26 protein-coding genes are annotated in these 26,991 nt (G+C 60.2%); 7 read left to right on the top strand and 19 right to left on the bottom strand.

From position 1 onward, the window contains the following. Positions 1-13: 13 nt before the first annotated feature. On the top strand, positions 14-427 hold the full coding sequence (locus QPK27_RS04655) for a hypothetical protein (RefSeq protein WP_290417042.1): 414 nt from the start codon (positions 14-16) through the stop codon (positions 425-427). Positions 428-448: 21 nt separating this feature from the next. On the opposite strand, the gene rnk is transcribed toward QPK27_RS04655, so the two are convergent. Beyond that, positions 449-856 (bottom strand): nucleoside diphosphate kinase regulator, encoded by a 408-nt coding sequence (gene rnk, locus QPK27_RS04650; RefSeq protein WP_290417041.1) that lies wholly within the window; start codon positions 854-856, stop codon positions 449-451. A gap of 370 nt (positions 857-1,226) precedes the next feature. Beyond that, positions 1,227-1,856: an MSMEG_1061 family FMN-dependent PPOX-type flavoprotein gene (locus QPK27_RS04645; protein WP_290417040.1), complete on the bottom strand. Its 630-nt coding sequence runs from the start codon at positions 1,854-1,856 to the stop codon at positions 1,227-1,229. Between the two features lie 107 nt (positions 1,857-1,963). Between QPK27_RS04645 and QPK27_RS04640 the strand changes: the two genes are divergently transcribed. Beyond that, positions 1,964-2,764 carry a helix-turn-helix domain-containing protein gene (locus QPK27_RS04640; protein ID WP_290417039.1) on the top strand — a complete coding sequence of 267 codons (801 nt, stop codon included), beginning with the start codon at positions 1,964-1,966 and terminating at the stop codon, positions 2,762-2,764. A gap of 54 nt (positions 2,765-2,818) precedes the next feature. Here the strand turns inward: QPK27_RS04640 and gltA are convergent, their stop codons facing one another. From gltA to QPK27_RS04605, 7 genes are all read right to left on the bottom strand, one after another. Then, a complete protein-coding gene (gene gltA / locus QPK27_RS04635; RefSeq protein ID WP_290417038.1) occupies positions 2,819-4,120 on the bottom strand; it encodes a citrate synthase in 1,302 nt (433 codons plus the stop codon). Positions 4,121-4,211: 91 nt separating this feature from the next. Then, the gene (locus QPK27_RS04630) at positions 4,212-4,490 is read right to left on the bottom strand and encodes a succinate dehydrogenase assembly factor 2 (protein ID WP_290417037.1); all 279 of its coding nucleotides are present in this window, start codon (positions 4,488-4,490) and stop codon (positions 4,212-4,214) included. A gap of 330 nt (positions 4,491-4,820) precedes the next feature. Further along, a complete protein-coding gene (locus QPK27_RS04625; protein WP_290417036.1) occupies positions 4,821-5,531 on the bottom strand; it encodes a succinate dehydrogenase iron-sulfur subunit in 711 nt (236 codons plus the stop codon). Positions 5,532-5,584: 53 nt separating this feature from the next. Next, positions 5,585-7,363 carry a succinate dehydrogenase flavoprotein subunit gene (sdhA, locus tag QPK27_RS04620; RefSeq protein WP_290417035.1) on the bottom strand — a complete coding sequence of 593 codons (1,779 nt, stop codon included), beginning with the start codon at positions 7,361-7,363 and terminating at the stop codon, positions 5,585-5,587. A gap of 2 nt (positions 7,364-7,365) precedes the next feature. Next, complete coding sequence (gene sdhD / locus QPK27_RS04615) at positions 7,366-7,734, bottom strand: succinate dehydrogenase, hydrophobic membrane anchor protein (RefSeq protein WP_290417034.1); 369 nt, start codon at positions 7,732-7,734, stop codon at positions 7,366-7,368. A 3-nt stretch (positions 7,735-7,737) separates the two neighbouring features. Further along, entirely contained in the window at positions 7,738-8,163 is a 426-nt protein-coding gene (sdhC, locus tag QPK27_RS04610; RefSeq protein WP_290417033.1) for a succinate dehydrogenase, cytochrome b556 subunit, read from the bottom strand. Positions 8,164-8,439: 276 nt separating this feature from the next. Continuing rightward, positions 8,440-9,207, bottom strand: coding sequence for a GntR family transcriptional regulator (locus tag QPK27_RS04605; RefSeq protein ID WP_290417032.1), 768 nt, complete (start codon positions 9,205-9,207; stop codon positions 8,440-8,442). A 286-nt stretch (positions 9,208-9,493) separates the two neighbouring features. On the opposite strand from QPK27_RS04605, the gene QPK27_RS04600 reads away from it, so the two are divergent. The 4 genes from QPK27_RS04600 (at position 9,494) to acnA (ending at position 14,966) form a co-directional block, all read left to right on the top strand. Continuing rightward, entirely contained in the window at positions 9,494-10,483 is a 990-nt protein-coding gene (locus tag QPK27_RS04600; protein WP_290417031.1) for a malate dehydrogenase, read from the top strand. 96 nt (positions 10,484-10,579) lie between these two features. After that, positions 10,580-11,572, top strand: a complete 993-nt coding sequence (locus tag QPK27_RS04595) for a CoA ester lyase (protein ID WP_290417030.1) — start codon at positions 10,580-10,582, stop codon at positions 11,570-11,572. A gap of 7 nt (positions 11,573-11,579) precedes the next feature. Beyond that, positions 11,580-12,146 carry a hypothetical protein gene (locus QPK27_RS04590; protein ID WP_290417029.1) on the top strand — a complete coding sequence of 189 codons (567 nt, stop codon included), beginning with the start codon at positions 11,580-11,582 and terminating at the stop codon, positions 12,144-12,146. 111 nt (positions 12,147-12,257) lie between these two features. After that, complete coding sequence (gene acnA / locus QPK27_RS04585; protein ID WP_290417028.1) at positions 12,258-14,966, top strand: aconitate hydratase AcnA; 2,709 nt, start codon at positions 12,258-12,260, stop codon at positions 14,964-14,966. A gap of 129 nt (positions 14,967-15,095) precedes the next feature. Here acnA and QPK27_RS04580 read toward each other — a convergent pair whose 3' ends face one another. From QPK27_RS04580 to QPK27_RS04550, 7 genes are all read right to left on the bottom strand, one after another. Beyond that, positions 15,096-15,353 carry a PAAR domain-containing protein gene (locus tag QPK27_RS04580; RefSeq protein ID WP_290417027.1) on the bottom strand — a complete coding sequence of 86 codons (258 nt, stop codon included), beginning with the start codon at positions 15,351-15,353 and terminating at the stop codon, positions 15,096-15,098. 20 nt (positions 15,354-15,373) lie between these two features. After that, positions 15,374-15,850 carry a hypothetical protein gene (locus tag QPK27_RS04575; protein ID WP_290417026.1) on the bottom strand — a complete coding sequence of 159 codons (477 nt, stop codon included), beginning with the start codon at positions 15,848-15,850 and terminating at the stop codon, positions 15,374-15,376. Positions 15,851-15,933: 83 nt separating this feature from the next. Next, positions 15,934-17,052 (bottom strand): DUF2235 domain-containing protein, encoded by a 1,119-nt coding sequence (locus QPK27_RS04570; RefSeq protein WP_290417025.1) that lies wholly within the window; start codon positions 17,050-17,052, stop codon positions 15,934-15,936. Further along, positions 17,052-17,669 carry a DUF3304 domain-containing protein gene (locus tag QPK27_RS04565; RefSeq protein WP_290417024.1) on the bottom strand — a complete coding sequence of 206 codons (618 nt, stop codon included), beginning with the start codon at positions 17,667-17,669 and terminating at the stop codon, positions 17,052-17,054. Before QPK27_RS04565 ends, QPK27_RS04570 begins: the two co-directional genes overlap by 1 nt. Before the next feature lie 47 nt (positions 17,670-17,716). Beyond that, a complete protein-coding gene (locus tag QPK27_RS04560; protein ID WP_290417023.1) occupies positions 17,717-18,523 on the bottom strand; it encodes a DUF4123 domain-containing protein in 807 nt (268 codons plus the stop codon). Positions 18,524-18,540: 17 nt separating this feature from the next. Continuing rightward, complete coding sequence (locus QPK27_RS04555) at positions 18,541-21,216, bottom strand: type VI secretion system Vgr family protein (protein WP_290417022.1); 2,676 nt, start codon at positions 21,214-21,216, stop codon at positions 18,541-18,543. A gap of 239 nt (positions 21,217-21,455) precedes the next feature. Then, the gene (locus QPK27_RS04550) at positions 21,456-22,139 is read right to left on the bottom strand and encodes a Fe2+-dependent dioxygenase (RefSeq protein WP_290417237.1); all 684 of its coding nucleotides are present in this window, start codon (positions 22,137-22,139) and stop codon (positions 21,456-21,458) included. Between the two features lie 373 nt (positions 22,140-22,512). Between QPK27_RS04550 and QPK27_RS04545 the strand changes: the two genes are divergently transcribed. Continuing rightward, a complete protein-coding gene (locus QPK27_RS04545) occupies positions 22,513-23,763 on the top strand; it encodes a DUF2863 family protein (protein ID WP_290417021.1) in 1,251 nt (416 codons plus the stop codon). Positions 23,764-23,907: 144 nt separating this feature from the next. Here the strand turns inward: QPK27_RS04545 and glf are convergent, their stop codons facing one another. The 3 genes from glf to QPK27_RS04530 all read right to left on the bottom strand — a co-directional run bounded on the left by glf (position 23,908) and on the right by QPK27_RS04530 (position 26,987). Continuing rightward, positions 23,908-25,062 carry a UDP-galactopyranose mutase gene (glf, locus tag QPK27_RS04540; RefSeq protein ID WP_290417020.1) on the bottom strand — a complete coding sequence of 385 codons (1,155 nt, stop codon included), beginning with the start codon at positions 25,060-25,062 and terminating at the stop codon, positions 23,908-23,910. 294 nt (positions 25,063-25,356) lie between these two features. Continuing rightward, positions 25,357-26,514 (bottom strand): serine hydrolase, encoded by a 1,158-nt coding sequence (locus QPK27_RS04535; protein WP_290417019.1) that lies wholly within the window; start codon positions 26,512-26,514, stop codon positions 25,357-25,359. Further along, positions 26,511-26,987 carry a CYTH domain-containing protein gene (locus tag QPK27_RS04530; protein WP_290417018.1) on the bottom strand — a complete coding sequence of 159 codons (477 nt, stop codon included), beginning with the start codon at positions 26,985-26,987 and terminating at the stop codon, positions 26,511-26,513. Before QPK27_RS04530 ends, QPK27_RS04535 begins: the two co-directional genes overlap by 4 nt. Between the last annotated feature and the right edge of the window lie 4 nt (positions 26,988-26,991).

The raw sequence follows: 26,991 nt of genomic DNA, 5'->3' as shown, positions 1-26,991 counted from the left end.
ATGAGGCTAGGCGATGACGCGTTTCCGGCAGGGCTTGTTTCGTAGTGTGGTACTGCGCCCGGTGATGGGCCTGATGATCCTGGCGCAAGCCAATGTGCTGGCGCAGGAACTGCCCGCCGCCCCTGCCACTGACTTGCGGCAGGCCGTCCGCGAGCGGCCGCTGGAGCAGGCTGTACGCAGCGCCCTGCCCGATATCGCACCCGAGGCCACTAAATCCGAGGCGGAGTGGCAGCAAAAAGAAACCGCGCTCAGCGGGGACAGCTACCGGGCATTTTCGCGTGAGTTTGCCGAGGCGAAGGTGCCGTATTGCCTGCACCACGATGGCCTCAAGCGCCAACCGACCGGCATCGGCCCCTTCGTCATCGGCGGCTATCTGGCCCTGCCCTTCATCTTTGTCGCGCGGGCGCGTGCCAAATGCCTGTTCTAGAAGGCTGAGCGGCCAGACGGCTCAGCGATGCAGCTCGCCGGCCCGCTCCGGCTGATAGTCGATGTCGAGCACGGTTGCCTCGAAGGTCCGGCCATCGGGGCGCTCCCAGGTGATGCTGTCGCCGATGCGCAGGCCCAGTAGAGCCGTGCCGACTGGCGTCAGCACCGACAGTTGCTGGTCGCTGTCGTGCATGTCCTTCGGATAGCTCAGGGTCATCGTGACCGCCTCGCTCGAGCCGGCAAAGGCAAAGCGCACACGCGAATTCATCGTCACGACGTCGGACGGCATGTCCCAGGGCTCGACCATTTCTGCACGGTCGAGTTCGCTCATCAACGCGTCGCGTGCGTTGGCCTGGGCGGCGGGCAGGCGGTCGAGAATGCGTTCCAGGCGCTCGAGGTCGAGCCAGGATACGGTGATCGAAGGTTTCATTGTGTTCTCCATGGTGTGGCCGGTTGACGGCCCTGACTTGAAGCCGGCTTGGCCGGCGCGACGGTGCGATGGAGGTGGCTCGGGAGGACGGGCGGGCGGCAGCCCCCCGTGGTTCCTCACCGAGCCCGGGAAAGCCGGGCGCAGTGACGAACGATGAGGTGTGCCGCTCGGCACGCGATGGCGGCATTCATGCGACTGTCCGCGCACGCGCCTGCCACGCCTGGCTTCTGGCGCGGGACGATGTGAGGAACTGGCAGTCGGGAAGAATGCATGGCGGACGACGAAGACGATTCCAACCAGTATAGTCCGCCAATTGTGATTCCGCCAAATCGGGCGTCAGCGCCGTCCGCTTGACGTCGGGATCGGCCTTTCAGTACAGATCGTGCTTTACCGCATGCGCATAATGCTCGTCGAGCTGCGCGCCCTGCTCTTGCGTCACTCCCGCAAGCCGGACGAATACCTGGCCCGGCGACGGCACCTGGTCGCGCCCGATCCGTCCCGACTCGTCCCACAGCCTGGCCCGATTGACCGCTTTGCCGCAATGAAACAGCACTTCGTTGAGCCGCACCACGGTGGCGGTCTTCGGCGTCTTGCCGTTTTCCGCCAGCTGCTCAAGCAATTCCGGCCAGGTGCTGACCCGCGCCTGGCCATTGATGCGCATGAAGATGTCGAGCCCGGGAAACAGGAACAGCATGCCCACCCGCTCGTCCCGTTCCAGGTTGCGCATGGATTCGATGCGGTTATTGCCCGGCCAGTCGGCAAACGCCACCGTGTGCGGGTCGAGCACGCGCACGAAGCCGGGCGGGCCGCCGCGCGGAGAGGCATCCAGGCCATCGGCGCTGGCCGTGGCCAGACAGAAGAAGGTGGCGCGGCGCAGGTATTCCTCGTGCACGTCGGCCAGGTGGTCGAGCACCGCCTTGGTGATGCGTTCTTGCGGCGGCGCGTACAGGGCGCCGAGATCGACGCGCTCCTGCTCGCTGGTGGCTTGGTCGGTGGGCATGGCTGGCTCCTTGTGGAATCGTTGCGGCCACTGTAGCATCGGACAATCTGGCGGCCGTACGGTAAAGCCGCCATTCAATAACAGAATGGCGCCACATTTTCTATCTGATGAGTGATTTTTCCGTCGACCGCAGCATGGTCAACTGGAGCGACGGCCCGGTCGTGATCGTCGTCGCCGGACGCGACGACAGCGAGCACCTGTCCGCGCCGCATGCGCACGCACGCGGTCAGCTGTTCGGATCGGTGCGCGGCCTGCTGACAGTCGGTGTCGACAGCGCGGTATGGGTGGTGCCGTCCAGCCACGCGGTGTGGCTGCCGCCGCACCGGGTTCACTGGGCCTGTTCGCACGGACCGTTCGAAGGCTGGGGCGCGTATGTCGCCGAAGGCGCCTGCAGCGCCCTGCCGGAGCGCGCCTGCACCATCCGCATTTCCGGCCTGCTGCGCGAAGCCGTGCTGCGCGCCGGCAGCTGGCCGTTGGAACGCGCCACGCCATTGCAGCCTGCTCAGGACCGGGTGGCGCAGGTGATCATGGACGAGATCGGCACTTTGCCACCCGAGCCGCTCGGCCTGCCGATGCCGGTCGATGCGAGGCTGAGCCGTATTGCCCGCGCGTTGGTGGACGATCCCGCGTCAGAACGCGGACTGGACGAATGGGCGGACTGGGGCGCGATCAGCGCGCGCACGCTCAGCCGCCGCTTCGTGGTGGAAACCGGTTTTACTTTCAGCACCTGGCGCCAGCGTGCCCGGCTGATGCGTTCGCTCGAACTGCTGGCCACCGGCCAGCCGGTCAGCACGATCGCGCTCGATCTGGGCTACTCCAGCGCAAGCGCCTTCATCGCCGTATTCCGGCGAGCATTCGGCGCCACGCCGAGCGCGTACCAGCAGCGCCTGACGGCCGCGCCGCCCTGAACGGACGTAAAAAAAGCGGGCCGCAGCCCGCTTCTTGGTAACAACGCGTTTCGATCAGCGCTTGTCGATCGACGGCACGTCACGCACCGGCGAACCCACGAACAGCTGACGTGGACGGCCGATCTTCTGCTCCGGATCGGCGATCATTTCGTTCCATTGCGCGATCCAGCCGATGGTGCGCGCCATGGCGAAGATGCCGGTGAACATCGAGGTCGGGATGCCCAGGGCCGACTGCACGATGCCCGAGTAGAAGTCGACGTTCGGGTAGAGTTTACGCGACACGAAGTATTCGTCGTTCAGGGCGATCTTTTCCAGCTCCATCGCCAGCTTGAACAGCGGGTCGTCCTGCAGGCCCAGCTCGTTCAGCACTTCGTGGCAGGTTTCGCGCATCAGCTTGGCGCGCGGGTCGAAGTTCTTGTACACGCGGTGACCGAAGCCCATCAGCTTCACGCCCGAGTTCTTGTCCTTGACCTTCTCGATGAAGGCAGGGATGTTCTCGACCGAGCCGATTTCCTTCAGCATGGTCAGCGCCGCTTCGTTGGCGCCGCCGTGCGCCGGGCCCCACAGGCAGGCGATGCCGGCTGCGATACAGGCGAACGGATTCGCGCCCGACGAACCGGCCAGGCGGACGGTCGAGGTCGATGCGTTCTGCTCGTGGTCGGCGTGCAGGATCAGGATGCGGTCCAGGGCGCGCACCAGCACGTCGTTGACCTTGTACTCTTCGCACGGGTTGGCGAACATCATGTACATGAAGTTGGCGCTGTACGACAGGTCGTTGCGCGGGTACATGAACGGCTGGCCGATCGAGTACTTGTAGGCCATCGCGGCCAGGGTCGGCAGCTTGGCGATCAGGCGGATGGCCGAGATTTCGCGCTGCTTGGCGTCATTGATGTCGAGCGAGTCGTGGTAGAACGAGGCCAGGGCGCCGACGGTGCCGACCAGCACCGACATCGGGTGCGCGTCACGACGGAAGCCGCGGAAGAAGAAGTTCATCTGCTCGTGGATCATCGTGTGCTTGGTCACGGTGTCGCTGAACTGTTCTTTTTGCTCGGCGTTCGGCAGTTCGCCGTTCAGCAGCAGGTAGCAGGTCTCCAGGAAGTCGCAGTTGACGGCCAGTTGCTCGATCGGGTAGCCGCGGTACAGCAGCTCGCCCTTGTCACCGTCGATGTAGGTGATGCTCGAGTTGCACGAAGCGGTCGACATGAAGCCAGGGTCGTAGGTGAACTTGCCGGTCTGGCCGTACAACTTGCGGATGTCGATGACGTCCGGGCCGATGGTGCCTTTGTAGATCGGCATGTCGACCGACGGGCTGCCGTCCGAGAACGACAGGGTGGCTTTGGTATCAGAGATATTCATGGCACTTCCTTCTTGTGGGAGTGGGTTCTACAAAATAAAACGAAACCTTACGTGAACCGGTCGCCACACGGCGGCCGCTTCGCAATTTCGCTTACGCTTGCCGCAGCTTCGCCAGCAAGGCGCGCACGTGCGGCAGGTCGACATCGCCCTCGGGCTCTACACGTCCCAAAAGCAGATCCATCAGTGGATTGTCCGCCAGGTCCAGCAGGCGGGTCAGCGCATCGACCTCGTCGTCCGTCAATTGTTCTTCGTGCGCATCCAGGAAGCGCGTGAGGATCAGGTCGTTCTCGAGAAGGCCCCGGCGCGCGCGCCAGCGCAGGCGGGCACGGTTGGCAGGGTCGGCTTGATGCGCGGTTGAGCTCAGATTCACTCTACAGTCCGTTATTGGTTCGACATCATACTCCGGCTGCCGCGATTCGGCAGTACGGTACTTTTACTGTATTGCAGCGTCTTTTTGGAAGACGATGCGGGGTGATGCACACGTGCGTCGAACGCGTGGACGGCGAGCCGTCCACCCTACGTTTCGCGGCTGATTCGAGGCTGGCTGAACGCGTCGGCGGGGGACCCGCCAACCCTACGTAGGGTTGGCGGCTATGCCGCCGACGCGTTCAACCGGCGTCTGCATACCGCACCGTTCGACGCACGTCTGCATACCGGATCGCATGCGGCGCCCTGCTCCGGCGCCACATGCACTACGCCATTAAATGGCGCGACGAACCAGCAGTTCCTTGATCTTGCCGATCGCCTTGTTCGGATTCAGGCCCTTCGGGCACACGTCCGTGCAGTTCATGATCGAGTGGCAGCGGAACAGGCGGTACGGGTCTTCCAGGTTGTCCAGGCGCTCGTTGGTGGCTTCGTCGCGCGAGTCGGCGATGAAGCGGTAGGCCTGCAGCAGGCCGGCCGGACCGACGAACTTGTCCGGATTCCACCAGAACGACGGGCACGAGGTCGAGCAGCAGGCGCACAGGATGCACTCGTACAGGCCGTCGAGCTCTTCGCGCTCTTCCGGCGACTGCAGGCGCTCTTTCTCCGGCTTGATCGAATCGTTGATCAGGTACGGCTTGATCGAGTGGTACTGCTTGAAGAACTGGGTCATGTCGACGATCAGGTCGCGCACCACCGGCAGGCCCGGCAGCGGACGCAGCACGATCGGCTGGGTCAGTTCGTTCAGGTTGGTGGTGCAGGCCAGGCCGTTCTTGCCGTTGATGTTCATGGCGTCCGAACCGCACACGCCTTCACGGCACGAGCGGCGCAGGGCCAGCGAATCGTCGACGTCGGACTTGATGCGCTGCAGGGCGTCGAGCAGCATCTTGTCGGTGTCTTTCAGCTCGACGGTCACGTCTTGCATATAAGGCTTCTGATCCTTGTCCGGATCGTAGCGGTAGATTTTCAGTTGGACGGTGCGTGCCATTTGATTACCTGTTCTATCAAGCCGGAGCGGTTTGCTCCGGCTTTACATCAATATTAGAAAGTACGGGCCTTCGGCTTGAAGGTGTCCACGGTCAGCGGCTTCTGCACCACTGGCTTGTACTCGAGACGGTTGCCTTCCGAGAAGAACAGGGTGTGCTTCATCCAGTTCTCGTCGTCGCGGTTCGGGTAGTCGCTGTGGGCGTGGGCGCCGCGCGATTCCGGACGCGCCGCCGCCGAGACGATGGTCGCCTTCGCGGTCTCGATCAGGTTGTCGAGTTCCAGCGCTTCCACGCGGGCGGTGTTGAAGACCTTCGACTTGTCCTGGAACGACACGTGCTTGCGGCGCTCGTCGAGCTTCATGATTTCGGTGACGCCCGCGTCCAGCAGTTCCTGGGTACGGAACACGCCGCAGTACTTCTGCATCGTGGCGCGGATGTCGTTGGCGACGTGCTGCACTTTTTCGCCGCCGGTCGCGTTCTCCAGCTTGTTCAGGCGGTCCATCGCGAAGTCGGCCGCGTCGGCAGGCAAGGCCTTGTTCGAGCGCTGCTTCAGGTTCGAGGCCACCACGTGGTTGCCGGCCGCGCGGCCGAACACCACCAGGTCGAGCAGCGAGTTGGTGCCCAGGCGATTCGCGCCGTGGACCGAGACGCAGGCGCATTCGCCGATTGCGTACAGGCCGTTGACGATCTTCTGGCCGCCGTTGCCGTCAGGGGCAACCACCTGGCCATGGATGTTGGTCGGAATACCGCCCATCTGGTAGTGGATGGTCGGCACCACGGGAATCGGTTCCTTGGTCGCATCGACGTTGGCGAACTTGTGGCCGATTTCCAGGATCGACGGCAGGCGCTTCTCGATGGTGTCCTTGCCGATGTGGCGCAGGTCGAGCAGCACGTGGTCTTTATTCGGACCGCAGCCGCGGCCTTCCTTGATTTCCTGGTCCATCGAACGCGACACGAAGTCGCGCGGCGCCAGATCCTTCAGGGTCGGCGCGTAGCGCTCCATGAAGCGTTCGCCGTTGCTGTTGATCAGGATGCCGCCCTCGCCGCGCACACCCTCGGTGATCAGGACGCCCGCGCCGGACACGCCGGTCGGGTGGAACTGCCAGAACTCCATGTCTTGCAGTGGCAGGCCGGCGCGCGCCGCCATGCCCATGCCGTCGCCGGTGTTGATGAAGGCGTTGGTCGAGGCCGCGAAGATACGGCCGGCGCCGCCGGTAGCGAAGATGGTGGTCTTCGCTTCCAGGATCATGACGTCGCCGGTTTCCATTTCCAGCGCCATCACGCCGACCACGTCGCCTTCGGCGTCGCGGATGATGTCCAGGGCCATCCACTCGACGAAGAAGTGGGTGCGGGCGCGGACATTACGCTGGTACAGCGTGTGCAGCAGCGCGTGGCCGGTACGGTCGGCCGCGGCGCAGGCGCGCTGGACCGGCTTCTCGCCGAAGTTGGCGGTGTGGCCGCCGAACGGGCGCTGGTAGATGGTGCCGTCAGGGTTGCGGTCGAACGGCATGCCGAAGTGTTCCAGCTCGTACACGACCTTCGGGGCTTCGCGGCACATGAATTCGATCGCATCCTGGTCGCCCAGGTAGTCGCCACCCTTGACGGTGTCGAACATGTGCCAGTACCAGTCGTCTTCGCTCATGTTGCCGAGCGAGGCGCCGATGCCGCCCTGGGCAGCCACGGTGTGGGAACGGGTCGGGAACACTTTCGACAGCACGGCCACGTTCAGGCCGGCTTCTGCCAGCTGCAGCGATGCGCGCATGCCGGAACCGCCGGCGCCGACGATGACCGCGTCAAAACGACGGGTAGGGATTGCAGTTTTGATTGCTGCCACGATTACACACTCCAGAGAATTTGCACGGTATAGGCGACGCAGCCCACCAGCCAGAAGATGGTGATGAATTGCAGCGTCAGGCGCAGGCCGACGTTCTTGATGTAGTCCATCCAGATGTCGCGGATGCCGACCCAGACGTGGTAGTACATGCCCAGGAAGGTGACCATCGACAGCAGCTTGAACCACTGCCTGGCGAACAGGCCGGCCCAGCCTTCATACGTGAAATTCTGGCCGGTCAGGAACATGGCCAGCAGGACGACGGTGTAGACCGCCATGAGGATCGCGGTGATGCGCTGGGCCAGCCAGTCGCGGAAGCCATAGTGCGCGCCGACGACGAGGCGGCGCTGGCCGATATTATTCTTGCTTGCCATGATTTAGAACACTCCGAACAGTTTCAGGCCGACCACGGCGGTCAGCAGCAGGCTGATGATCAGCACCCAACGGGCGGTCGACTGGGCTGCATCCTTGTCCAGGGCAAAGTGATTGTCCATGAACAGGTGGCGGATGCCGGCGGTGAAGTGGTGCAGGTAAGCCCACGACAGGCCGAGCAGGATGATCTTGACCAGCGGGTGCGAGACGATGCCCTGGAAATAGCCGAAGGTCGACTCGGACAGCAGGCTCTGCTGGAACAGGTAGAGCAGGAACGGCAGCAGCAGGAACAACCCGGCGCCGCTGACGCGGTGCAGGATCGACACGATCGCCGACGGCGGCATGCGATATTTGGTCGTGATGTCGCCGATGTCGACGTTGCGATACACCGGCCGCCCTTTCTTGCTTGCTTCTCTCACGGCTTCCGACATGATGGTACACCTCCCATTTATGACAAATTTTTGTATGAACCCTGCATTCTTGCCGATTGCATGGCCCGATCCGGGGAAACTCGGAGCGGGCGAGCGGGACAGCGAGCGGCGAACCGGGTCATGTCCGTCGCGTACCCAAAACCAATATATTTTAATCGCATCAAACAATCGCCGCAGCCGCGAGTTTTAATTCTTTTCGGCTATTTTCAGAACTGTTTGAAATGACAGAAATGAGCGAATATTTACCGATCGATTTCCATCGTGTTTATTTTGTTTTTATGACAGCTCATTCAAATAATGGTGTTTCGCGGTCGAATACATTTCTCGCCGCAATTCGACCGCCTTGTCGCCATACGTGAACGACACCCGCTCGCCGCACAAGAGCGGCGTGCCCTCGGCCACCTTCAGGTGCTCGGCGGTCTGCGCGTCGGCCGCCACCGCGCGGATCTTCTCGGTGGCGCGGATCATGCGGGTGCCGAACTCGGTCTCGAACAGGCCATACATCGGCCCCTTGTATTCCACCAGGCGCTCGGCGCTCAGGCCCTTGAAAAGCTGGCCCGGCAGCCACAACTCTTCCAGGATGGTCGGCTGGCCGTCGAACGACTGCACGCGCTTGATGTACACCACCGCGTCGCCCGATTTCAGCTCGAGCAGGCGCGCCACTTCGGCCGGCGCGCGGATGCGCTTGACTTCGAGGAAGCGGTTCTCGGGATGGTGGGGAACGCCTTCGTCGGGCATCAGGCGCAGGAAGCGGAAGTGGGCGCGCTCCTCGGCATGGCTGGCCACGAAGGTGCCCTTGCCCTGCCGGCGCACGACCAGGTTCTCGGCCGCCAGTTCGTCGATCGCCTTGCGCACCGTGCCTTGCGACACCTTGAAGCGCGCGGCCAGCTCGACCTCGCTCGGCATCAGTTCGCCCGGCTTCCATTCGCCCGCCTGCAGGCTCTGGGTGATCAGGGCCTTGATCTGCTGGTACAGCGGCCGGAACGACGGCGAGCCGACACTGGCTGAGGCCGGGATGGCCGGGTTGGACGGAGCGGAATTCATAGACCGCGATTTCACCACAAAAGCGCACGACCGTCCAGTGCAACTCTGGCAAACATATGTGTCTTATATAAGACATATGATATGAATTGACAGAGGCAACGGCAGAGGAATACACTCGTGGCCGACCGGGCGTCGGCGGCGACTTGCGCAGACATTGTACGCGCGCGACACACGGTTAATTTGGCATGCGCTTTTGGTATCATTGCAGCTTCACCGAACCAGCAAGTCCCAGGCGTTGACCGCTTAACTTAATTGAGCACGTTCATTCCCACTTTGGAGATTCATCATGGCTAAAACCCCAATGCGCGTTGCCGTGACCGGCGCCGCCGGCCAGATCGGCTATTCCCTGCTGTTCCGCATCGCCAACGGCGACATGCTGGGCAAGGACCAGCCGGTCATCCTGCAGCTGCTCGAGATCGACAACGAGAAGGCTCAGAAGGCGCTCAAGGGCGTCATGATGGAAATCGACGACTGCGCGTTCCCGCTGCTGGCCGGCATGACCGCCCACGCCGACCCGATGACCGCCTTCAAGGACGTCGACGTCGCCCTGCTGGTCGGCGCCCGTCCGCGCGGCCCGGGCATGGAACGCAAGGACCTGCTGGAAGCCAACGCCCAGATCTTCACCGTGCAGGGCAAGGCGCTGGACGCCGTCGCTTCGCGCAACGTGAAAGTGCTGGTGGTCGGCAACCCGGCCAACACCAACGCCTACATCGCGATGAAATCGGCCCCTAACCTGCCGAGCAAGAACTTCACCGCCATGCTGCGCCTGGACCACAACCGCGCGCTGTCGCAAGTCGCCGCCAAGACCGGCAAGGCGGTCAAGGACATCGAAAAGATGGTCGTCTGGGGCAACCACTCGCCGACCATGTACGCCGACTACCGCTTCGCCACCGCCGGCAGCGAGTCGATCAAGGACCTGATCAACGACCAGGAATGGAACGCCAACACCTTCCTGCCGACCGTCGGCAAGCGCGGCGCCGCGATCATCGAAGCGCGCGGCCTGTCGTCGGCAGCTTCGGCCGCCAACGCAGCGATCGACCACGTGCGCGACTGGGTGCTGGGCACCAACGGCAAGTGGACCACCATGGGCATCCCGTCGGACGGTTCGTACGGCATCCCTGAAGGCACCATGTTCGGCTTCCCGGTCACCACCGAGAACGGCGAATACACCATCGTCCAGGGCCTGGACATCGATGCATTCTCGCAAGAGCGCATCAACCTGACCCTGAAAGAGCTGGAAGAAGAGAAAGCCGGCGTCGCTCACCTGCTGGGCTGATCGCCGTACCACGGCGCGCGGCGACTGCCGCGCGCCAACCGCGCCGCGCCATTTACCCGGCGCGGCGCAGTACCGTCTTACGTCGTCATAAGAGATATGCATCCTTCCGAGGTTTTATTCCAGGGCAAACGCCAGCCGCTTCTTCTCCCCGCCTGCGACCATTACGCCGGCAGCGAGAAGCTGATGCGCAAATCGATGGCCCTGCAACAAGAGCTTGGCCCCTTGTTCGACATCACCTTCGACTGCGAGGACGGCGCCCCGACCGGCGGCGAAGCCGAGCATGCGGCGCTGGTGGCGTCGCTCATCAATAGCGAAGACAACCGCCACAACCGCATCGGCGCGCGCCTGCACGAGCCGGCCAGCGAGCATTTCGCCAACGATGTCGCTACCATCGTGGGCGGCGCTGCGGCGCGCCTGGCCTACGTGGTGCTGCCGAAAGTGTCGGGCGTGGACGAGGTGCGACGCGCGATCGACCTGGTCAACGGGCATGCGGGAACCCGCACCGATCTGCCGGTGCACGTGCTGATCGAAACCCACGGCGCCCTGCGCGAAGCCTACGACATCGCCGCCCTGCCCCAGGTCGAGTGCCTGTCGTTCGGCATCATGGACTTCGTCTCCAGCCACTATGGCGCGATTCCGGCCAGCGCGATGCGCACCCCGGGCCAGTTCACCCACCCGTTGGTGGTGCGCGCCAAGCTGGAAATGGTGGCGGCCTGCCATGCGCATGGCAAGGTAGCGTCGCACAATGTCACCACCGACATCAAGGACACGGCAACGGTGGCCAACGACGCCCAGCGCGCCGGTGCCGAGTTCGGCTTTACCCGCATGTGGAGCATCCACCCGGACCAGATCAAGCCGATCCTGAAGGCGTTTACGCCGCGTCTTTCCGAGGTGAACGAAGCAACAAATATCTTGACCGAGGCCATGGCCGCGGATTGGGGACCGATTGCTCAACATGGCCGCTTGCACGACCGTGCGAGCTACCGATATTATTGGTCGGTGTTGCAGCGCGCTAAGCTGGCCGGCCTCGCGCTGCCGGAGGCGGCTGCGGCAATCGTCAACCTCCCCAATGCCTCAGCCTCCAACTGACCCGACCATGGCCACCCTCCTCCCCAAACTGATCGCCGCCTGCGCCGTCGCGCTGGCGAGCGCCGGCATGTGCGTGCCGGCCGCAGCCGCTGGTACAACCGCTGCCGCCAAGGAAAAGCACCCGAAAGCGGAAAAAGTCCTGAAGGCGCAAGCCAGGAAGAAACCGTCGAAGAAGGCGAAAGCTGCCGTCGCCGGCGTTGCCGTTGCAGGCGCCGCCACGGCGGCCGTTGTTGCCGCCGACCCGCTCGAAGTCAACGAGCCGGACATCACCGACACCAAGGTCACCGAGTACGCGTGTGAACTGAACAACAAGGTCACGATCTACACCAACGAGACCGACGACAGCCATATCGCGCTGCGCTGGAAGCACCGCCTGCACCGCCTGTCGCGCGTGGGCACCACCACCGGCGCGCTGCGCTTCGAGAACCCGCACTGGGGCCTGATCTGGATCGGCATCCCGGCCAAGGGCATCCTGCTGGACTCGAAGCTGAACCGCCAGCTGGCCAATGAATGCAAGAACGCCGAGCAGTCGGCGATCGTCGCCGCGGCTCCGGCGGACGCAGTAAAAAGTTGAATCGAAATGTGATGCAAGCCCCGGTCCCGGCCGGGAAAAATCGAATCGCCCGAAGTTATGACGGCCGCATTTCTGCTGTTGAAATAACAATACCCCACTGAAGGAGAGATTATGTCTCGCAACACTCTGAACACACTGAAGGAATTCCCGATCGGCGGCGGCCAGAGCGGCCAGTTCCATTCGCTGCCGGCGCTGGCGGAAAACCTCGGTGTGAACCTGTCGCGCCTGCCGGTGTCGATCCGTATCGTCCTCGAATCCGTGCTGCGTAACTGCGACGGCAAGAAGGTCACCGAAGAGCACGTCAAGCAGCTGGCCAACTGGGGCGCGACCGCGGAACGCACCGACGAGATCCCGTTCGTCGTCGCCCGCGTCGTGCTGCAGGACTTCACCGGCGTGCCGCTGCTGGCCGACCTGGCCGCGATGCGCAACGTCGCCGCCAAGACCGGCGCCGATCCGAAGAAGATCGAGCCGCTGGTGCCGGTCGACCTGGTGGTCGACCACTCGGTGACCATCGACCACTTCCGCGAACCGAACGCGCTGGACCTGAACATGAAGCTGGAATTCTCGCGCAACAACGAGCGCTACCAGTTCATGAAGTGGGGCATGCAAGCCTTCGACACCTTCGGCGTGGTGCCTCCGGGCTTCGGCATCGTGCACCAGGTCAACCTGGAATACCTGGCGCGCGGCGTCATGAAACAGGGCGACATGTACTACCCTGACACCCTGGTCGGCACCGATTCGCACACCACCATGATCAACGGCGTCGGCGTGGTCGGCTGGGGCGTGGGCGGCATCGAAGCCGAAGCCGGCATGCTGGGCCAGCCGGTGTACTTCCTGACCCCGGACGTGATCGGCGTCAACCTGAAGGGCAAGCTGCGCGAAGGCTGCACCGCGACCGACCTGGTGCTGACCGTCACCGAGCTGCTGCGTAAAGAGAAAGTCGTCGGCAAGTTCGTCGAGTTCTTCGGCGAAGGCACCCGCTCGCTGTCGACCACCGACCGCGCCACCATCGGCAACATGGCGCCTGAATACGGCGCGACCATGGGCTTCTTCCCGGTCGACGAAGCGACTGTCGACTACTTCCGCGGCACCGGCCGTACCGAAGACGAACTGGCTGCGTTCGAAGGCTACTACAAGGCGCAGGGCATGTTCGGCGTGCCGCAAGAAGGCGAGATCGACTACACCCGCGTGGTGGAACTCGACCTGTCGACCGTGACCCCATCGCTGGCAGGTCCGAAGCGTCCGCAAGACCGTATCGAGCTGGGCCACGTGAAGAACACTTTCACCGAACTGTTCAGCAAGCCAACCACCCAGAACGGCTTCAACAAGAACCCGGACGACCTGTCGAAAGTCTACGAGACCACCAACGGCGTGCGCGTGAAGAATGGCGACATCCTGATCGCCGCCATCACCTCGTGCACCAACACCTCGAACCCGAGCGTGCTGCTGGCCGCCGGTCTGCTGGCCAAGAAAGCCGTCGAGCGCGGCCTGACCGTGGCGCCGCACATCAAGTCGTCGCTGGCGCCTGGATCGCGCGTGGTCACCGAGTACCTGACCGCCGCCGGCCTGCTGCCTTACCTCGATAAACTGGGCTTCGGCGTGACCGCCTACGGCTGCACCACCTGCATCGGCAACGCCGGCGACCTGACCCCGGAACTGAACGCCGCGATCACCCAGAACGACATCGTCGCCGCCGCCGTGCTGTCGGGCAACCGTAACTTCGAAGCGCGTATCCACCCGAACATCCGTTCGAACTTCCTGGCGTCGCCTCCGCTGGTCGTCGCCTACGCGATCGCCGGCAACATGACGAAAGACCTGATGACCGAGCCAGTGGGCAAGGACACCAACGGCGTCGACGTCTACCTGGGCGACATCTGGCCTTCGTCGCAGGAAGTGGGCGAACTGATGCGCTTCGCGATGAACTCGGAAGTGTTCAAGAAGAACTACGCTGACGTCAAGGGCAACCCTGGCGCACTGTGGGAACGCGTGTCGACCACCGAAGGCCAGGTGTACAACTGGCCGGAGTCGACCTACATCGCCGAACCACCGTTCTTCAGCGACTTCGAGATGACCCCGAAAGCGGCCGCCACCGGCATCACCGGCGCGCGCGCACTCGGCGTGTTCGGCGACTCGATCACCACCGACCACATCTCGCCGGCCGGTTCGATCAAGGAAGACGGTCCTGCAGGCAAGTGGCTGAAGGATCACGGCGTGCTGAAGGCCGACTTCAACTCCTACGGCTCGCGCCGCGGCAACCACGAGATCATGATGCGCGGCACCTTCGCCAACGTGCGCATCAAGAACCGCATGATCCCGCCGAAGGCGGACGGTTCGGCGGTCGAAGGCGGCATCACGCTGCACCAGCCGTCGGGCGAACAGATGTCGATCTACGACGCAGCGATGAAGTACGTGGAAGCGGGCACCCCGACCATGATCTTCGGCGGCGAAGAGTACGGCACCGGCTCGTCGCGCGACTGGGCAGCCAAGGGCACCCAGCTGCTGGGCGTGAAGGCCGTGATCGTGCGCTCGTTCGAGCGCATCCACCGTTCGAACCTGGTCGGCATGGGCGTGCTGCCGCTGCAGTTCATCGGCAACGACAGCGTCGACACCCTGGGCATCACGGGTAAAGAAACCTACGACCTGAAGGGCCTGGAAGGCGAGATCAAGCCGCAACAACTGGCGACCCTGGTGATCCACCGCGAAAACGGTGAAACGCAGGAAGTCAAAGTGCTGCTGCGCATCGACACCCCGATCGAAGTCGATTACTACAAGCATGGCGGTATTCTGCCGTTCGTGCTGCGTCAGCTGCTGGCGGCGTAATCGGGCAAAGTCTTTTCAATACGGGATGGTTGTCTAAATAAAAAGGGCTGGAATCTGAGAGGGTTCCAGCCTTTTTATGCTCCTGCTTCGATACCGGTATGTCGACAGTGTCGACATACCCATAGGTATTCATATTGATGAAATCAGCTTGGCCCCGCATGCAGTAGTATCCATGTGATAAGCGACTTGTTTTCCATGGTGTTTGCGATCGCTACCATTTGGTTGGATCGGAAACATGCCTTTACATTTAGGACAATAGGTTGAATCCCATTCGACGGCCACAGGCTTGCCGAGTACAGTAAAATCCTTTGTTGCGGAGGTGACCTTACCGCCATGGCTGGTCTTGTCACCTAGCCGAATAACCCCACGTCCGTTCTGATTTTTCATTTTACTCCTAACTGATTTGCTCAGGCGATGCTATCAGCCCCAGCGACACTCTCGTTTATAGCGATGAGGTGATCATCGGAATCTAAAAAGACTTTTCTATATCGCCAGTATCCAGATAGTTCTAAATGGTGCAAATTGAATCCTGCAAGGGAGTCATGCACATAATTATCGAACAATATGGCGAAAGATGGCAGTGTTGCCTTAGATTTCTTAGCAAGTGCCAACACTGACTGTGCTTCTGGCTCGAGAAATAGATTAGTGATTAAATCTTTCCTACCTCTAGTAAACGTGCGATCTTTAACAATTTCAAATATTCGTCTACCAACACCCATATCTTTAGTTCTTGTCATGGCATTAGCATCATTGATAAGACGCTTGTTAAAAGTTAGCAATATCTCTTTTTCTTCTTGGACTGCCCGCGTAACTTGATTTGATGTATGAAAACTTTCACGTATTTGCCAACGCCAATTGAGATAAGGCTGGAGCCACTCGTACATCGGTCGCGGCGTCAGCGTTGCCTGTGAAATGAAATCATCATAAGACTTAATGACGTCAGAGTGAATCGCAAATGGATCACGTCCTATAGCTGAGTCACGGTTTTTTTCAATGGAACGCCAGCAGCTACAGCACAATCGAACATATGATTCAGCGGAATTTGGGATAGCTTTTTGGAGTCGTCGTCTACCGCGAGACCTAGTTCGCCTGGCCGGTAACCGCCGCCAACATCGCTATGGGCGCCTGGATAAGCATATTGTACCCATCCGGATGACATCCTATCTTTGCTTCCAAATGCATCCAAAGGAAAATTTCGTCGAAGTTCGTGCATTGCCACCATATGCAGGCAGTTCTGAACTGAATTCGGGACGCGCAGTGATTTAGCACTGGCCCATGACCCATGCCCACCAGTTGAGTTCTTAATTAGCGCTGTTGTACCTGACCAGAATCCTGCTGACGCGACAGTGTCAATTATTCCAAGGAAACGAAATTGCAATGGAACGCCAGCTAAGCGACCATTGACGAGCAAATCATTTAGCCAGTTGCAAAATACCCGCGCTTCCGCTGCCCCCCTTGAGAAACCAAATACGTCAATGAAACATTCAGCAATATGCGGTTTGTAATTTTTTAGCTTCGCCTCGAGCAAATCCGATTGTTGCCTTAGAAAAAGATGGCGGATATTAACCCCTTCTGCTGCCCCCGTCACCAAGCTCATATCCATATCAAATTTAGCGAGGTGCTCGCGATCGGCAACACCGGTAAACAGAGATCTATTACGACATAAACCGAGCACGGTTTTCTCATCGAACAAATAATTCTTCATGGTTCGATAACTTAGGAAGTTAAAAACGGACAGCAACCCGAAGACAACCCTTCCCTCACAACCGAATGCCCATCCCGTACCGAGCTTACTCTCTCCATCTTCTCCTATTTCAGGAAAACTTGTTCCGACCCCAGGAATATAGACACGTTCGTATCCGTCCTTCCTTCTATCAATATAACTCCTAAATAGACGTGCGATGTTTGTATCCGCCAAATGCGGCAAATCTCTATACATATTATTATTAGTACCATCAAAGAATAATCCTATATTTAGGGTTACTTGGCACGATTTAACATCGCAACTCACTTTTGGAACCACTATCTTCATGTCACTGACAGGAGCTAGTTTCGTGGGCGAAGCAGAAATTGTCTCGCGACTCATTACCATCCTCCAAGATTTTTTTTATCAATATCTGCTTGTCTTGCGAACTCAGCAACCTCTTCTTCGCTGAAGAATTCTCTTATTATCTTGCCCGACGACGCCAATTGAGCTGCCTGTGCATTACCCCATTGAATTGGATGTTTATCACCATCGAATCCAAAAGGAGTTACCACAACACGTACTTTCCCATCCGAAAAGAAATGAACCCAGAAAAGATCTGGCTCTTTATATTTTTCAACCGGAACTTGAGCTTGATATATTCCTACGAGCTCCGCAGTTTCAGACTGTAGCGGACTATGTGGCCTGACGATATGATGTACCTCCCAGCGTACTTCCACCTTCAAATCAGGAGTCCATTTTTTTGGAAGTATCAGACAACATACATTACTTCCACCGCCCCCACCCTCCCCGACGCCGTCGCCAATTTTTTTATCAATATAAAATTGGCTAATCAGATAATCTGGCCCAAGATGATGAACACCTTTGACAGTGACAGGCAACCCTTCATCACCTGCTAGAACGGAATGTTTCTTGGCGGAAGACCAAATCACGCTGATTGCAATTGCGCACAAAAAAATCTTACCCCACGAGAAATTTTTTAATTGGCCAATTTTCATAAATTTCCTCGAAAATATTATCAACCAATACCATTGCTATTACAAAGTCAGATTGAGCTCATCTGCCTGACCAGTTCTTGCAACCTTTCTCGAAATATCCCTGCCTTTTCAATTGCAAGAAATTCTTGGATGGCTTGTCTTCTCAAAATATTGCCGCGCGTAAAAATAGCCGCCTCTGTCAAAAAAGTTAAACACAACTCATTTGAGTTATTTGCTGCACGCCAAATTTGGCGCGCAGCACATGCCCAAGTGTATTGATCAGCAGCGCTACCCGGAAAGTCAGCACCATGGTGCATCATCCTCACTTTGGCAACGAAATGGTCAGGCTCACTAGATTCCTCAAGGGCATCCAACTGATCCTGCTCCAAACATATTGGCGTCGGTGTGCTTGAAGTGAAATGATTTAGCGGAAGTCGCACGATCGCTCCTGATCGGTTGCAAATATTCCATTGTGAGATTGGCAAGCTCATAGCTGCCCATTGCTCTGGATTTAAGATCGAGGGGAGTACCGCGAGCACTGCGCAATCACCATACCTGAGCGTGAACTGTTTCCCCGCAGAGTCGAGAATAAAGATAAAGCGGCGCAGATGTTGAGCGATCTGTTTAAGGTCCAGGCTAGTTTCGATGATCGATACGTGGAGCGCGGGCTTGCACGCATTCAAGTAACCCATGACCTGATCAAGGGCACCTTCTTCGTAAGCAGATTCGATATCTACTAGGAGTGGACTGACCTCCAAAGCACGTTCGGAATAAAGCGGCTCTAGCCATTCAGGACGGCTTTTCACATCATCTTCGCTATAGCCTGCCGACACTTCTTGCAGCAGTCCATTATCAATCAGGAAATAGACAAACATCTCGCACCTATGATCATTCATTCCGCCTCCACTAGTGGACTATGTGCACGTGCGGCCGCGAGCATGCAAGGAATGCAAATATCATGATGCGGCAGTTCGTCAGGAAACTGCATCTCGGACGCTTTCTTCGCAAACGTCTGATGATCCGCGGCGTACACATGACTATTACCAGTTGTATTAGCAATGATCCCCTCAGCGCTGATCTTCAACTCACTGCCACCGCCGTATATCCGTACACCTTTTCTAGCCTTGATATTGATCCAGTCCGTCGTGCTGATCAGCTCCATCACCTTCTTCGCGACCTGTTCAATTACGCCATCCTGGGCCTCAGTCCTTACGCCGCCACGTGCCGCGATATACTTCATTCCGCCATCGTTGGCAAACATGCTGATTCCCTGCCCCGCACGTACTGATGTCTTCCCCCCGGTGGTCAAGGACGTATCCGCAACCGTGATGAAGTCGGCATTCTTTTCAGCGCCAATTACCACGCTTTCCGCGCTCGCCATGATGATGCCAGCCGGGCCAGCGATTGCCACAATCCCGGCTCCGCCTGAACCGCCGCCGCTTTCAACGGCGTTGGTGCCGTGATCGAGATGCCTGAGCTTGTCCAACAGTTCTGTCAATAGAGGACCGCTGGCAGGATCTTTCGCGTGGGCCTCCGCCAGCTTCGCGAGCTGATCGGATATGTCGCGTAATCCGTCTGCCAATCCGATGAGTTCCTCCCGGTCCAGCTGCTTGCCTTCGGCCTTGTTACGCGGGTCAGCCGTAATCAGCACGCCCTTGCCGCCTCGGATTGCCACGGCATGGTCGCTGCGCAACTCCGCCCCCTCGCCCCGAGGCCGATGGCCCTCTCCCCGTGGATGCGTGAGCCAACCGAGATTCAGTTGTGAAGCGCCCTCGTCGCTTGCCAATTGGGCGCTGATTTCGCGCGGCGTATCGTCGAAGCGCAGCTGGTTCGCACGTGAACCCTGAATCTCTTCACTGCGCATCCCAGACAGAAACCGCGTCTGTGGCACATTCGCCCGCTCGCTCAAAGGCGCGGGGAGAGCCTGTCCGTTGTATAGCTGCGCAATGATGATCGGTTTGTCGGGATCTCCGCCCAGAAAGGCCACCAGAACTTCGGTTCCGACACGCGGCAACGCCAGCGTCCCGCAACGTGAACTGCTACTGCCAGCCCAATTTGTCCCTACTCTTACCCACGCGGAATCGCTATCCGTATTTGACGCACCGGCACCTTTTGCATGCTGGTGGTCAGCCTGACGCATTGCGGGGAAGCGAATCTTTACACGGCCGAACTCATCGCAATACACGACATCTTTTTCTCCGCCGACCACAAGGGCGGTCTGCAGACCCGGATCACGCAGGTCGGTACGCGGGTCAAATGCTGGCACAATCGGAATACCGCGTCGCACCGCATCGAACCGCAGATGAAACGCGGGCGCTTCTGGGGCGCCGGCCGGATTGAAGCTGGTAACCGCGCCATGCCAGCCATTACGAGCGAACAGGTGCTGTACTCGCTCTTCCAGGCTCCTCGGCAAATTATTTCGTGCTCTGATATCAATTGATGTGATAACGAAGTCTCGCTCCGTTGCTGGATGCCGGTCGATCTCCGGATGCCCCTTGATCGTGAAGTATTCACCTGCACGAAAGTCGCGTACGCTTCCTTCGCCTGTAAAACGCTTCGCATCAAGCTCCTTGCGTTGCATACGCAACCGGCCCTGGCGGTACAATTCTTCGTCATCACCAGCTACATGGGGCGATTCGACAATAAACTCTTGCACGCTTCCAGCCAGCTCGTTGCCCAATGGACCTTGGTTGGCCATGCCTGGAACCTCGGCATGCATAAAATCGATATTTGCTGATCGCTTGTAGTCCCAGCTGAATACATTCGCGCTGCCCGGTTGAAGCGTGCGAACACCTGCCCAACCTGTAATCGAGTCACGCTCTTCAGTGGCGTCGTCGCGATGGAACCGCACGACGCCGGCCGCGTTCTGATCAAAAATGCTGGATGCATCGAACAACGTGAGTGTGTGCGCCTCCTGCACATCACCGGCCTGCTGCTCCGTTGGACGTGCACGATGACGGCCCGGCCGGAAGAACCAGCCGATTCCCGACCGCTTCAGCAGGCGGCGTACGAACGCCGCATCCGATTCGTTGAACTGGATTGTCTGTTCGCGCTCAGAGTGCGCCTCCATGTGAAATCCTGGCGCGAATTCATAATCAAAAATCCCGGCCAGCGCGCTGTTCGAGCGCGCCCATTCGTCCAGCACCACAGTTACGACCTGCGGCCAGCTCATCCTTCGGAAGATTCGGGTGTTGACACGCTGTTCCATGATCGCCATGACATCACGGATGACGATGCGATAGCTGGCGATTGATCCGTCGAATTCGCCGGAATTTGCCTGCGCGACAATTCCGCTGACCCGTCGTAAAGACCCGCGGTCAGTGACAAATTCAATAGTGGCGACCAAACCGATTAATTCTTTTAGGGGAAGCGTGTTTGAAGTAGCCACACAGTCGACCTGATAGTCGAGCCCGCCGCATACGGTTTCGTTCCCGCGGATAAACTGCGGAAGCAGGATATCGCTGATCTGCTTGCCTAGATGGAAAAGCTTGAGCCGAATTGGGCGATGTGTGGTTTGCAGGTATCTGTTCTCCTGCATAAGACTGACGAGTTCATCACCAATGTGCACGGCGGTCTCCCATGATCCACTTCTGAATAAGCGTGAATTTTGGCAGTTTCCCTTCATTAAAAATTGAGCAAAGGCAATGTCGACCTGTCGGAATATTCCGAATAAACTCCACTGTGTCTCGGAAAAACAAAACGCCCGATGGAGCTCATCGGGCATTAAGGTAAAACCAACAAAAACTCAGACGATCACGTCAACTGCTCGTTTGCTCGCAACCTCTAACGCAGTTGCTTTTTAGCGCATCACACCTCGGCCCACATCCGCAACAGGTTGTGATAATGCGCCGTCAACCCCACGGTCGTCTCGGATTCGCCGTGCTCGGCGCGCAGCCGCTGGATATGCGTATCGAGGTCGAGCAACATGGCCCGCTTGCCGTCATCGCGCACCATGCTCTGCGTCCACAGGAACGACGCCACCCGCTCCCCACGCGTCACCAGCTTGACCTGGTGAATGCTGCCGGACGAATACACGATCGCATCGCCCGCATCCAGCTTGACCTCGTGCGTCCCGTACAGGTCCACCACTTCCAGCTCTCCGCCGTCGTACTCGTCCGGCCCGCTCAGAAACACCGTGGTCGACACGTCGGCCCGCAGCGGCGGCAAGCCGCCGCGTTGGGCGCGGATCGCGCCGTCCACGTGCAGGCCGTAATGCTCGCCGCCGCTGTAGGCGTTGAAGTAAGGCGTCAGCACCCGCAGAGGCAACGCCGCGGCGAAGAACAGGGGATTGGCCATCAGCGCCGCGCTGACGATCTGGCCGAGCTCGAGCGCCAGCGGCGTACTCTCGCCCAGCTGGCGGTTGCGCTTGACCCGCGCGCCCTGCGGCCCGACGCTTTCGCGGCCGTCGATCCATTCGGGAGATTGATCGAGGCGGGCGCGGATCTGCGCCACCTGCTCCGGCGTCAGCACGCCGGGAATATGCAGCATCATGTTCAGTTCTTTTTTGAATGCCAACAAAAAAATCCCCCCTGGCGGCGCCAGGAGGGGCAAATCCGGTTTCCCGGCGGGGGTGGTACTCCGTGAAACAATGCTGCCAAACCAGCTACCGACGAGTTTCCCGGTCGCGGGCAGCCTCAATCGAATCGCACCCTGGGCCACGCTTGCACCTTCAACATGGCTTTGAATGAGAATCGTTCTCATTATGTACCGGCTCGCGCCGACATGCAAGCGCTGTCGTGCGCACCCGGGCGCCGCCGCCGGTATTCGTGACTTGTGGCCGAATCAACTACAATACCGGGGATATGGGTTTATCATGACCCACTGAACTTTCGATTCATTCACCGACAAGAGACTCACAAGCGCCATGCGTCGTCCTTCCAAAGATTCAACCAAACTCTCCGCAGAAAGCCAGCGCCTCGTCAGCCTCTCGCAAGCCCTCATGCAAGCTGCCAGCCGGGCCGAGGAACGGGCCTGGGAACGCCAGCTGGACACGCACCTGCAAAAGCTGCTCAAGCTCAATCATCAGGACAGCGTCGACAGCGCCCTGAATACCCTGTTCAAGGATGACCTCGCCTCCTACGACGTGCTGATGGATACCGTGGAAGCGGTCAGCGAATCGTCGTGCATGGTCGAACAGACCGAAAAAGGCGACGTCACCTGGCAGGCGCTCTTGATCGCGGCGCCAATCCTGGCCTGGACCCGTTTCTCCATCGCCACCGGCAATATCCCGTCGGACCTGCTGGCCACCCTCGGCGCGCACTTCTCCGGCCACCTGCTGGCCGAAGGCACGCGCATGGCGATGGCGCCGACCCTGTATTCGCTCGACCAGTTGCCGCGCACCCATTCCGAAACCTATGCGCTGACCCACAAGCTGGCCGCCGCCGCGCACAAGGGCGGCACCATCAAGCCGGCCCCGAGCGCCGAAGAAGTGCCGGCCTTCCTGGCCGACACCCGCTATCTGGTCGTGGCCGTGGTGGCGCCGGCCGGCGAGCCGATCTTCCGCTGGCAAGAGCCGCAGCACCAACTGCGCTTTGCCGAAGAACGCAACCGCTGCCTGGAACAATGGCGCGCGCAAGCCACCGCCAACGTGGCGCGCCTGCTGCCGGGCTGCGGCATCGAGCTGCTGCTGCCGGAAGCGTATTACGTGACCTGCCGCGAAGCGGATAAACTGATCCGCCCGATCTCGATCCGCGCCGCCGTGCACTATCTCACCAACACGCTGGGCGTGGAAGCGTCCGACCTGCGCGCCGTGGTGGCGGGTTTCGGCGAGGAAGCGGCCGACATCCAGATCGACGAATACCGGGTTTCGTTCACGATGCGCCAGAGCGCCGACGTGGTGTACGGCATCGTCTGGCCGCTGTACGGCCAGGAAGACGAGGAAGGCACGCCGATGGAAGGCCCGCTGGCCGCCACCGGACAGCTCCTGAGCCCGATCAACGAGATCATCGCCCACCTGAACGACGCCGGCATCGCCCACGTCAAACGCATCAACGAGCGCTATGCGGCCGAGTACTGCGACGATTGCGGCTCGCCGTTGTTCGCCGACCCGACCGGTGAACTGGTGCATGCCGAGATGCCGGAAGACGCGCCGGCCGGGACCGAGCACTTCCACTGATCGGTTGAGGCGGGCCCGCGCGGGCCTGCAGCGCCGGCAGTCGCGACCGTGTCTGCGCCAAGCTTTCCCGAAGCTTCAGCGCGATAAAAAAGGGCGCCGCCCGCAGCAATGCGGACGGCGCCCTTCTTCTTTGGCGAGCGAAAATCAGGCCATCGGGTCGATGGTGAATGCCGGCATGCGCGCGCCATTCTTCGCGCTTTCCAGGAACTTGTCCGAGGTCAGCAACGCTTCATGGATGGTGACGTCCATGTCCAGGTAGCGGTAGGTGCCCAGGCGGCCGACGAAGGTGACGTTCTCTTCCTGCTTGGCCTTGTTCACGTACAGTTCCAGCTGCGCCTTTTCGCGGGTCTGGCGGATCGGATAGTACGGGATGTCCTTTTCTTCGCACTGGCGGCTGTACTCGGCGTAGCAGATGGTCTTGTCATGCTGTTCCCACGGCGAGAAGTGCTTGTGCTCGGTGATGCGGGTGTACGGCTTTTCGCCATCGCAGTAATTGATCACGGCATTGCCCTGGAAGTCGCCGTCGGCGCGGAACACCTCGAAGTCCAGCGTGCGGTACGGCAGGCGGCCATCGCTGTGCTTGAACCAGGCGTCGATCGGGCCGCTGTAGAACACGTGTTCGTAGTCGCCCTTGGTCGACGGATCGAACATGGTGTTTAGGTGCACGGTCACGCCCGGCACGTCCAGGATGTTCTGCACCAGCTCGGTGTAGCCGTTGGCCGGCATGCCCTGGTATTTGTGGTTGAAGTAATTGTCGTCGTAATTGAAGCGCACCGGCAGGCGCTTCAGGATGCTGGCCGGCAGTTCGCTCGGCTGCAGGCCCCATTGCTTGATGGTGTAGGTCTTGAAGAAGGCTTCGTACAGCTCGCGGCCGACGAAACGCAGCGCCTGTTCTTCGAAGGTGGTCGGGTTCTCGATCGACTTGTCGCCCAGGTTGGCCAGGAATTCCTGCGCTTCGGCCGGACCCATGGTCTTGTTGAAGAACTGGTTGATGGTCAACAGGTTGATCGGCAGCGTGAACACCTTGTTGTCGGTGATCGCCTTGACGCGGTTGACGTAGGGCTTGAACTCGGCGTAGCGGTTGACGAACTCCCAGGCGCGCTCATTGTCGGTGTGGAAGATGTGCGGACCGTAGATATGCACCATGACGCCGGTCTCGCTGTCGCGTTCCGAGTAGCAGTTGCCTGCGACGTGGGGACGCGATTCGAACACGTCAACCGTATAGCCTTCCTTGGCCAGCTGGTTGGCGATCACTGCCCCGGAAAACCCTGCGCCGACGATGGCGATATTCTTTTTCATCTTCTTGTGTCCTGGTGGTGTTGGCAATGCCGGGCGTGCGCCTTGCCTCGAGTCGAACACGGTGATGAAGATTGAAAATGCCGAGTCAAACGAGAGACACGCGACACCGCATCGCGGGTGGAATTAATGCCAAAAATATATCATCAATCACCCGTTTTGCTCCGCACAATTGGACGTGCGCGCGCGCGTACGCGAGGGCTGTTATGGATGACATACGGAACAGGAAAGGAGAAGGGTTGCGCGCAGTGGCGCAGGGCGCCGCGCCGCCTGCCGCGGCGCGACAAAGCACGGATGCTATTTGCGGATCGCGGCGATCACGCGCTTGGTGAACTCGGCCGTATTACCCGAGTGCCAGCGCCACACGACCACCAGGTCATGGTCGGGCGAGACGACGATGGTGTTGCTGCCCGCGCCCAATGCGGCGAAAGCATTCGCCGGCAAGCCCGGCAAATTCTTGCCCTTGGTGTTGAGCCACCACAGGTAGCCGTAGTCCGGTCCATGCGCGCTCGGCGTCAAGGCGTCCTTGACGTACGACGCCGGCAGGATCTGCCTGCCATTCCACGCGCCATGATGCAGCCACAGGTAGCCAAAGCGCGCCATGTCCCAGCTGTCGATCCACATGCCGCCGCCCCAGCGCGTGCCGCCGCTGACCGACGGCACCTGCTTGCCGTTCAGTTCCACGTAGCTGTTATGGTAAGGCAGCCATTTCCAGCTGCTGGAGCCGCCGATCGGGTCCATGACCTGCTGCTGGAACACTTCCGGCACCGACTGGCCGAACACGTTCAGCAGCGACAGCGCGAAGCGGTTGATGCGGGTGTCGTTGTATTCGTAGAAGCTGCCCGGCGCCTGCAACGCGCGCGGCTTGCGCTCGCCCTTGCCGAAGGCAGCCTTGCCGATAAAATTGCTGTGCTTGCCCCACAGCGTGCCTTCCCACTCCGACTCCTGCTGCAGGTGCTGCTTCCAGGTGATCGGGGCGTTCTGCGGCGCGTCGTAGCCGCCGTCCTGCACGCGCTGCGCCACCCGCTCATCGACCTTGATGCGGCCGTCGCGCACGGCAATGCCGGCGACAGTGGCCAGCATGCTCTTGGCCACCGAATAAGTCGGATCGACGAAGCGCGTGTCGCCGAACTCGGCTACCACATAGCCCTTGTAGATCACCACGCCGCTGGTCGCCGCGCGCCGCGTCGGCATCGAACCCAGACGCTCGCCGAAGATGGTTTCCTGGGTCGACAAATCGCGCGGCCAGTCGGTTTCGTGCGACTGCGCGAACTGCACCGCTGCCGCCAGTGCCGCCGGGTCCATGCCGAGCTGGGCCGCGTCCTTGCGCGCCCATTCGCCGGCCGGCGGGAAGTAGCTCCCGGCGTCAGCAGCGAATGCACCGGCCGACGGCAGCGCCAGCCCAATTGCGGTTGAGAGAGAAACGGCAAGCAGGCGGCGGCGCGTCAAGGTCATCGTGGCTGGGTCCAGGTGGAATAAGGTGAACGGATCAGGTTGGAGTTGTAGTAGCGCTTGTCGCCGGTGACTTCCTGGCCGATCCAGTCAGGGCGCTCGAAGGCGGCATCTTCCGACGGCAGTTCGATCTCGGCCACCACCAAGCCGGCGTTATCGCCCAGGAATTCATCGACTTCCCAGGTGAAGCCGGCGTGCGCGATGCGGCGCCGATACTTCTCCACCAGCGGCCGCTCGCACAGGCGGTCGAGCAGTTCGGACGCGTCCTGCAGCGGGATCGGATATTCCCACTCGCCGCGCGAGGCGCCTTCGCTCTTGCTCTTGATGGTCAGGAAGCCCTCGCCGCCATAGATGCGCACGCGCACCGTGCGCAGCGGGTCGGAGGTCAGATAGCCCTGGCGCACCAGGACCGCCTCGCCGAGCGAGCGCCAGTCGTCGCTCGCCGGGAGGAACTTGCGCTCGATCTCAATGCCCATGGCT

Origin of the sequence: Massilia sp. YIM B02443 (genome assembly GCF_030411955.1) — a bacterium.
Lineage (GTDB): Bacteria > Pseudomonadota > Gammaproteobacteria > Burkholderiales > Burkholderiaceae_D > Telluria.
Note: the sequence above shows the minus strand (reverse complement) of the source record. Positions and strands in the feature narration are given on the sequence as shown.

Excerpts from the sequence above, each read along its gene's own strand:
- QPK27_RS04595 (WP_290417030.1), top strand. The coding sequence starts at position 10,580 with ATGCATCCTTCCGAGGTTTTATTCCAGGGCAAACGCCAGCCGCTTCTT.
- sdhD (WP_290417034.1), bottom strand. The coding sequence starts at position 7,734 with ATGGCAAGCAAGAATAATATCGGCCAGCGCCGCCTCGTCGTCGGCGCG.
- QPK27_RS04535 (WP_290417019.1), bottom strand. The coding sequence starts at position 26,514 with ATGACCTTGACGCGCCGCCGCCTGCTTGCCGTTTCTCTCTCAACCGCA.
- QPK27_RS04640 (WP_290417039.1), top strand. The coding sequence starts at position 1,964 with ATGAGTGATTTTTCCGTCGACCGCAGCATGGTCAACTGGAGCGACGGC.
- QPK27_RS04570 (WP_290417025.1), bottom strand. The coding sequence starts at position 17,052 with ATGAGTCGCGAGACAATTTCTGCTTCGCCCACGAAACTAGCTCCTGTC.
- QPK27_RS04590 (WP_290417029.1), top strand. The coding sequence starts at position 11,580 with ATGGCCACCCTCCTCCCCAAACTGATCGCCGCCTGCGCCGTCGCGCTG.
- QPK27_RS04565 (WP_290417024.1), bottom strand. The coding sequence starts at position 17,669 with ATGAAAATTGGCCAATTAAAAAATTTCTCGTGGGGTAAGATTTTTTTG.
- acnA (WP_290417028.1), top strand. The coding sequence starts at position 12,258 with ATGTCTCGCAACACTCTGAACACACTGAAGGAATTCCCGATCGGCGGC.
- QPK27_RS04550 (WP_290417237.1), bottom strand. The coding sequence starts at position 22,139 with ATGATGCTGCATATTCCCGGCGTGCTGACGCCGGAGCAGGTGGCGCAG.
- QPK27_RS04655 (WP_290417042.1), top strand. The coding sequence starts at position 14 with ATGACGCGTTTCCGGCAGGGCTTGTTTCGTAGTGTGGTACTGCGCCCG.
- QPK27_RS04545 (WP_290417021.1), top strand. The coding sequence starts at position 22,513 with ATGCGTCGTCCTTCCAAAGATTCAACCAAACTCTCCGCAGAAAGCCAG.
- QPK27_RS04645 (WP_290417040.1), bottom strand. The coding sequence starts at position 1,856 with ATGCCCACCGACCAAGCCACCAGCGAGCAGGAGCGCGTCGATCTCGGC.
- QPK27_RS04580 (WP_290417027.1), bottom strand. The coding sequence starts at position 15,353 with ATGAAAAATCAGAACGGACGTGGGGTTATTCGGCTAGGTGACAAGACC.
- QPK27_RS04625 (WP_290417036.1), bottom strand. The coding sequence starts at position 5,531 with ATGGCACGCACCGTCCAACTGAAAATCTACCGCTACGATCCGGACAAG.
- rnk (WP_290417041.1), bottom strand. The coding sequence starts at position 856 with ATGAAACCTTCGATCACCGTATCCTGGCTCGACCTCGAGCGCCTGGAA.
- gltA (WP_290417038.1), bottom strand. The coding sequence starts at position 4,120 with ATGAATATCTCTGATACCAAAGCCACCCTGTCGTTCTCGGACGGCAGC.
- sdhC (WP_290417033.1), bottom strand. The coding sequence starts at position 8,163 with ATGTCGGAAGCCGTGAGAGAAGCAAGCAAGAAAGGGCGGCCGGTGTAT.
- glf (WP_290417020.1), bottom strand. The coding sequence starts at position 25,062 with ATGAAAAAGAATATCGCCATCGTCGGCGCAGGGTTTTCCGGGGCAGTG.
- QPK27_RS04575 (WP_290417026.1), bottom strand. The coding sequence starts at position 15,850 with ATGTACGAGTGGCTCCAGCCTTATCTCAATTGGCGTTGGCAAATACGT.
- QPK27_RS04605 (WP_290417032.1), bottom strand. The coding sequence starts at position 9,207 with ATGAATTCCGCTCCGTCCAACCCGGCCATCCCGGCCTCAGCCAGTGTC.
- QPK27_RS04560 (WP_290417023.1), bottom strand. The coding sequence starts at position 18,523 with ATGTTTGTCTATTTCCTGATTGATAATGGACTGCTGCAAGAAGTGTCG.
- QPK27_RS04530 (WP_290417018.1), bottom strand. The coding sequence starts at position 26,987 with ATGGGCATTGAGATCGAGCGCAAGTTCCTCCCGGCGAGCGACGACTGG.
- QPK27_RS04600 (WP_290417031.1), top strand. The coding sequence starts at position 9,494 with ATGGCTAAAACCCCAATGCGCGTTGCCGTGACCGGCGCCGCCGGCCAG.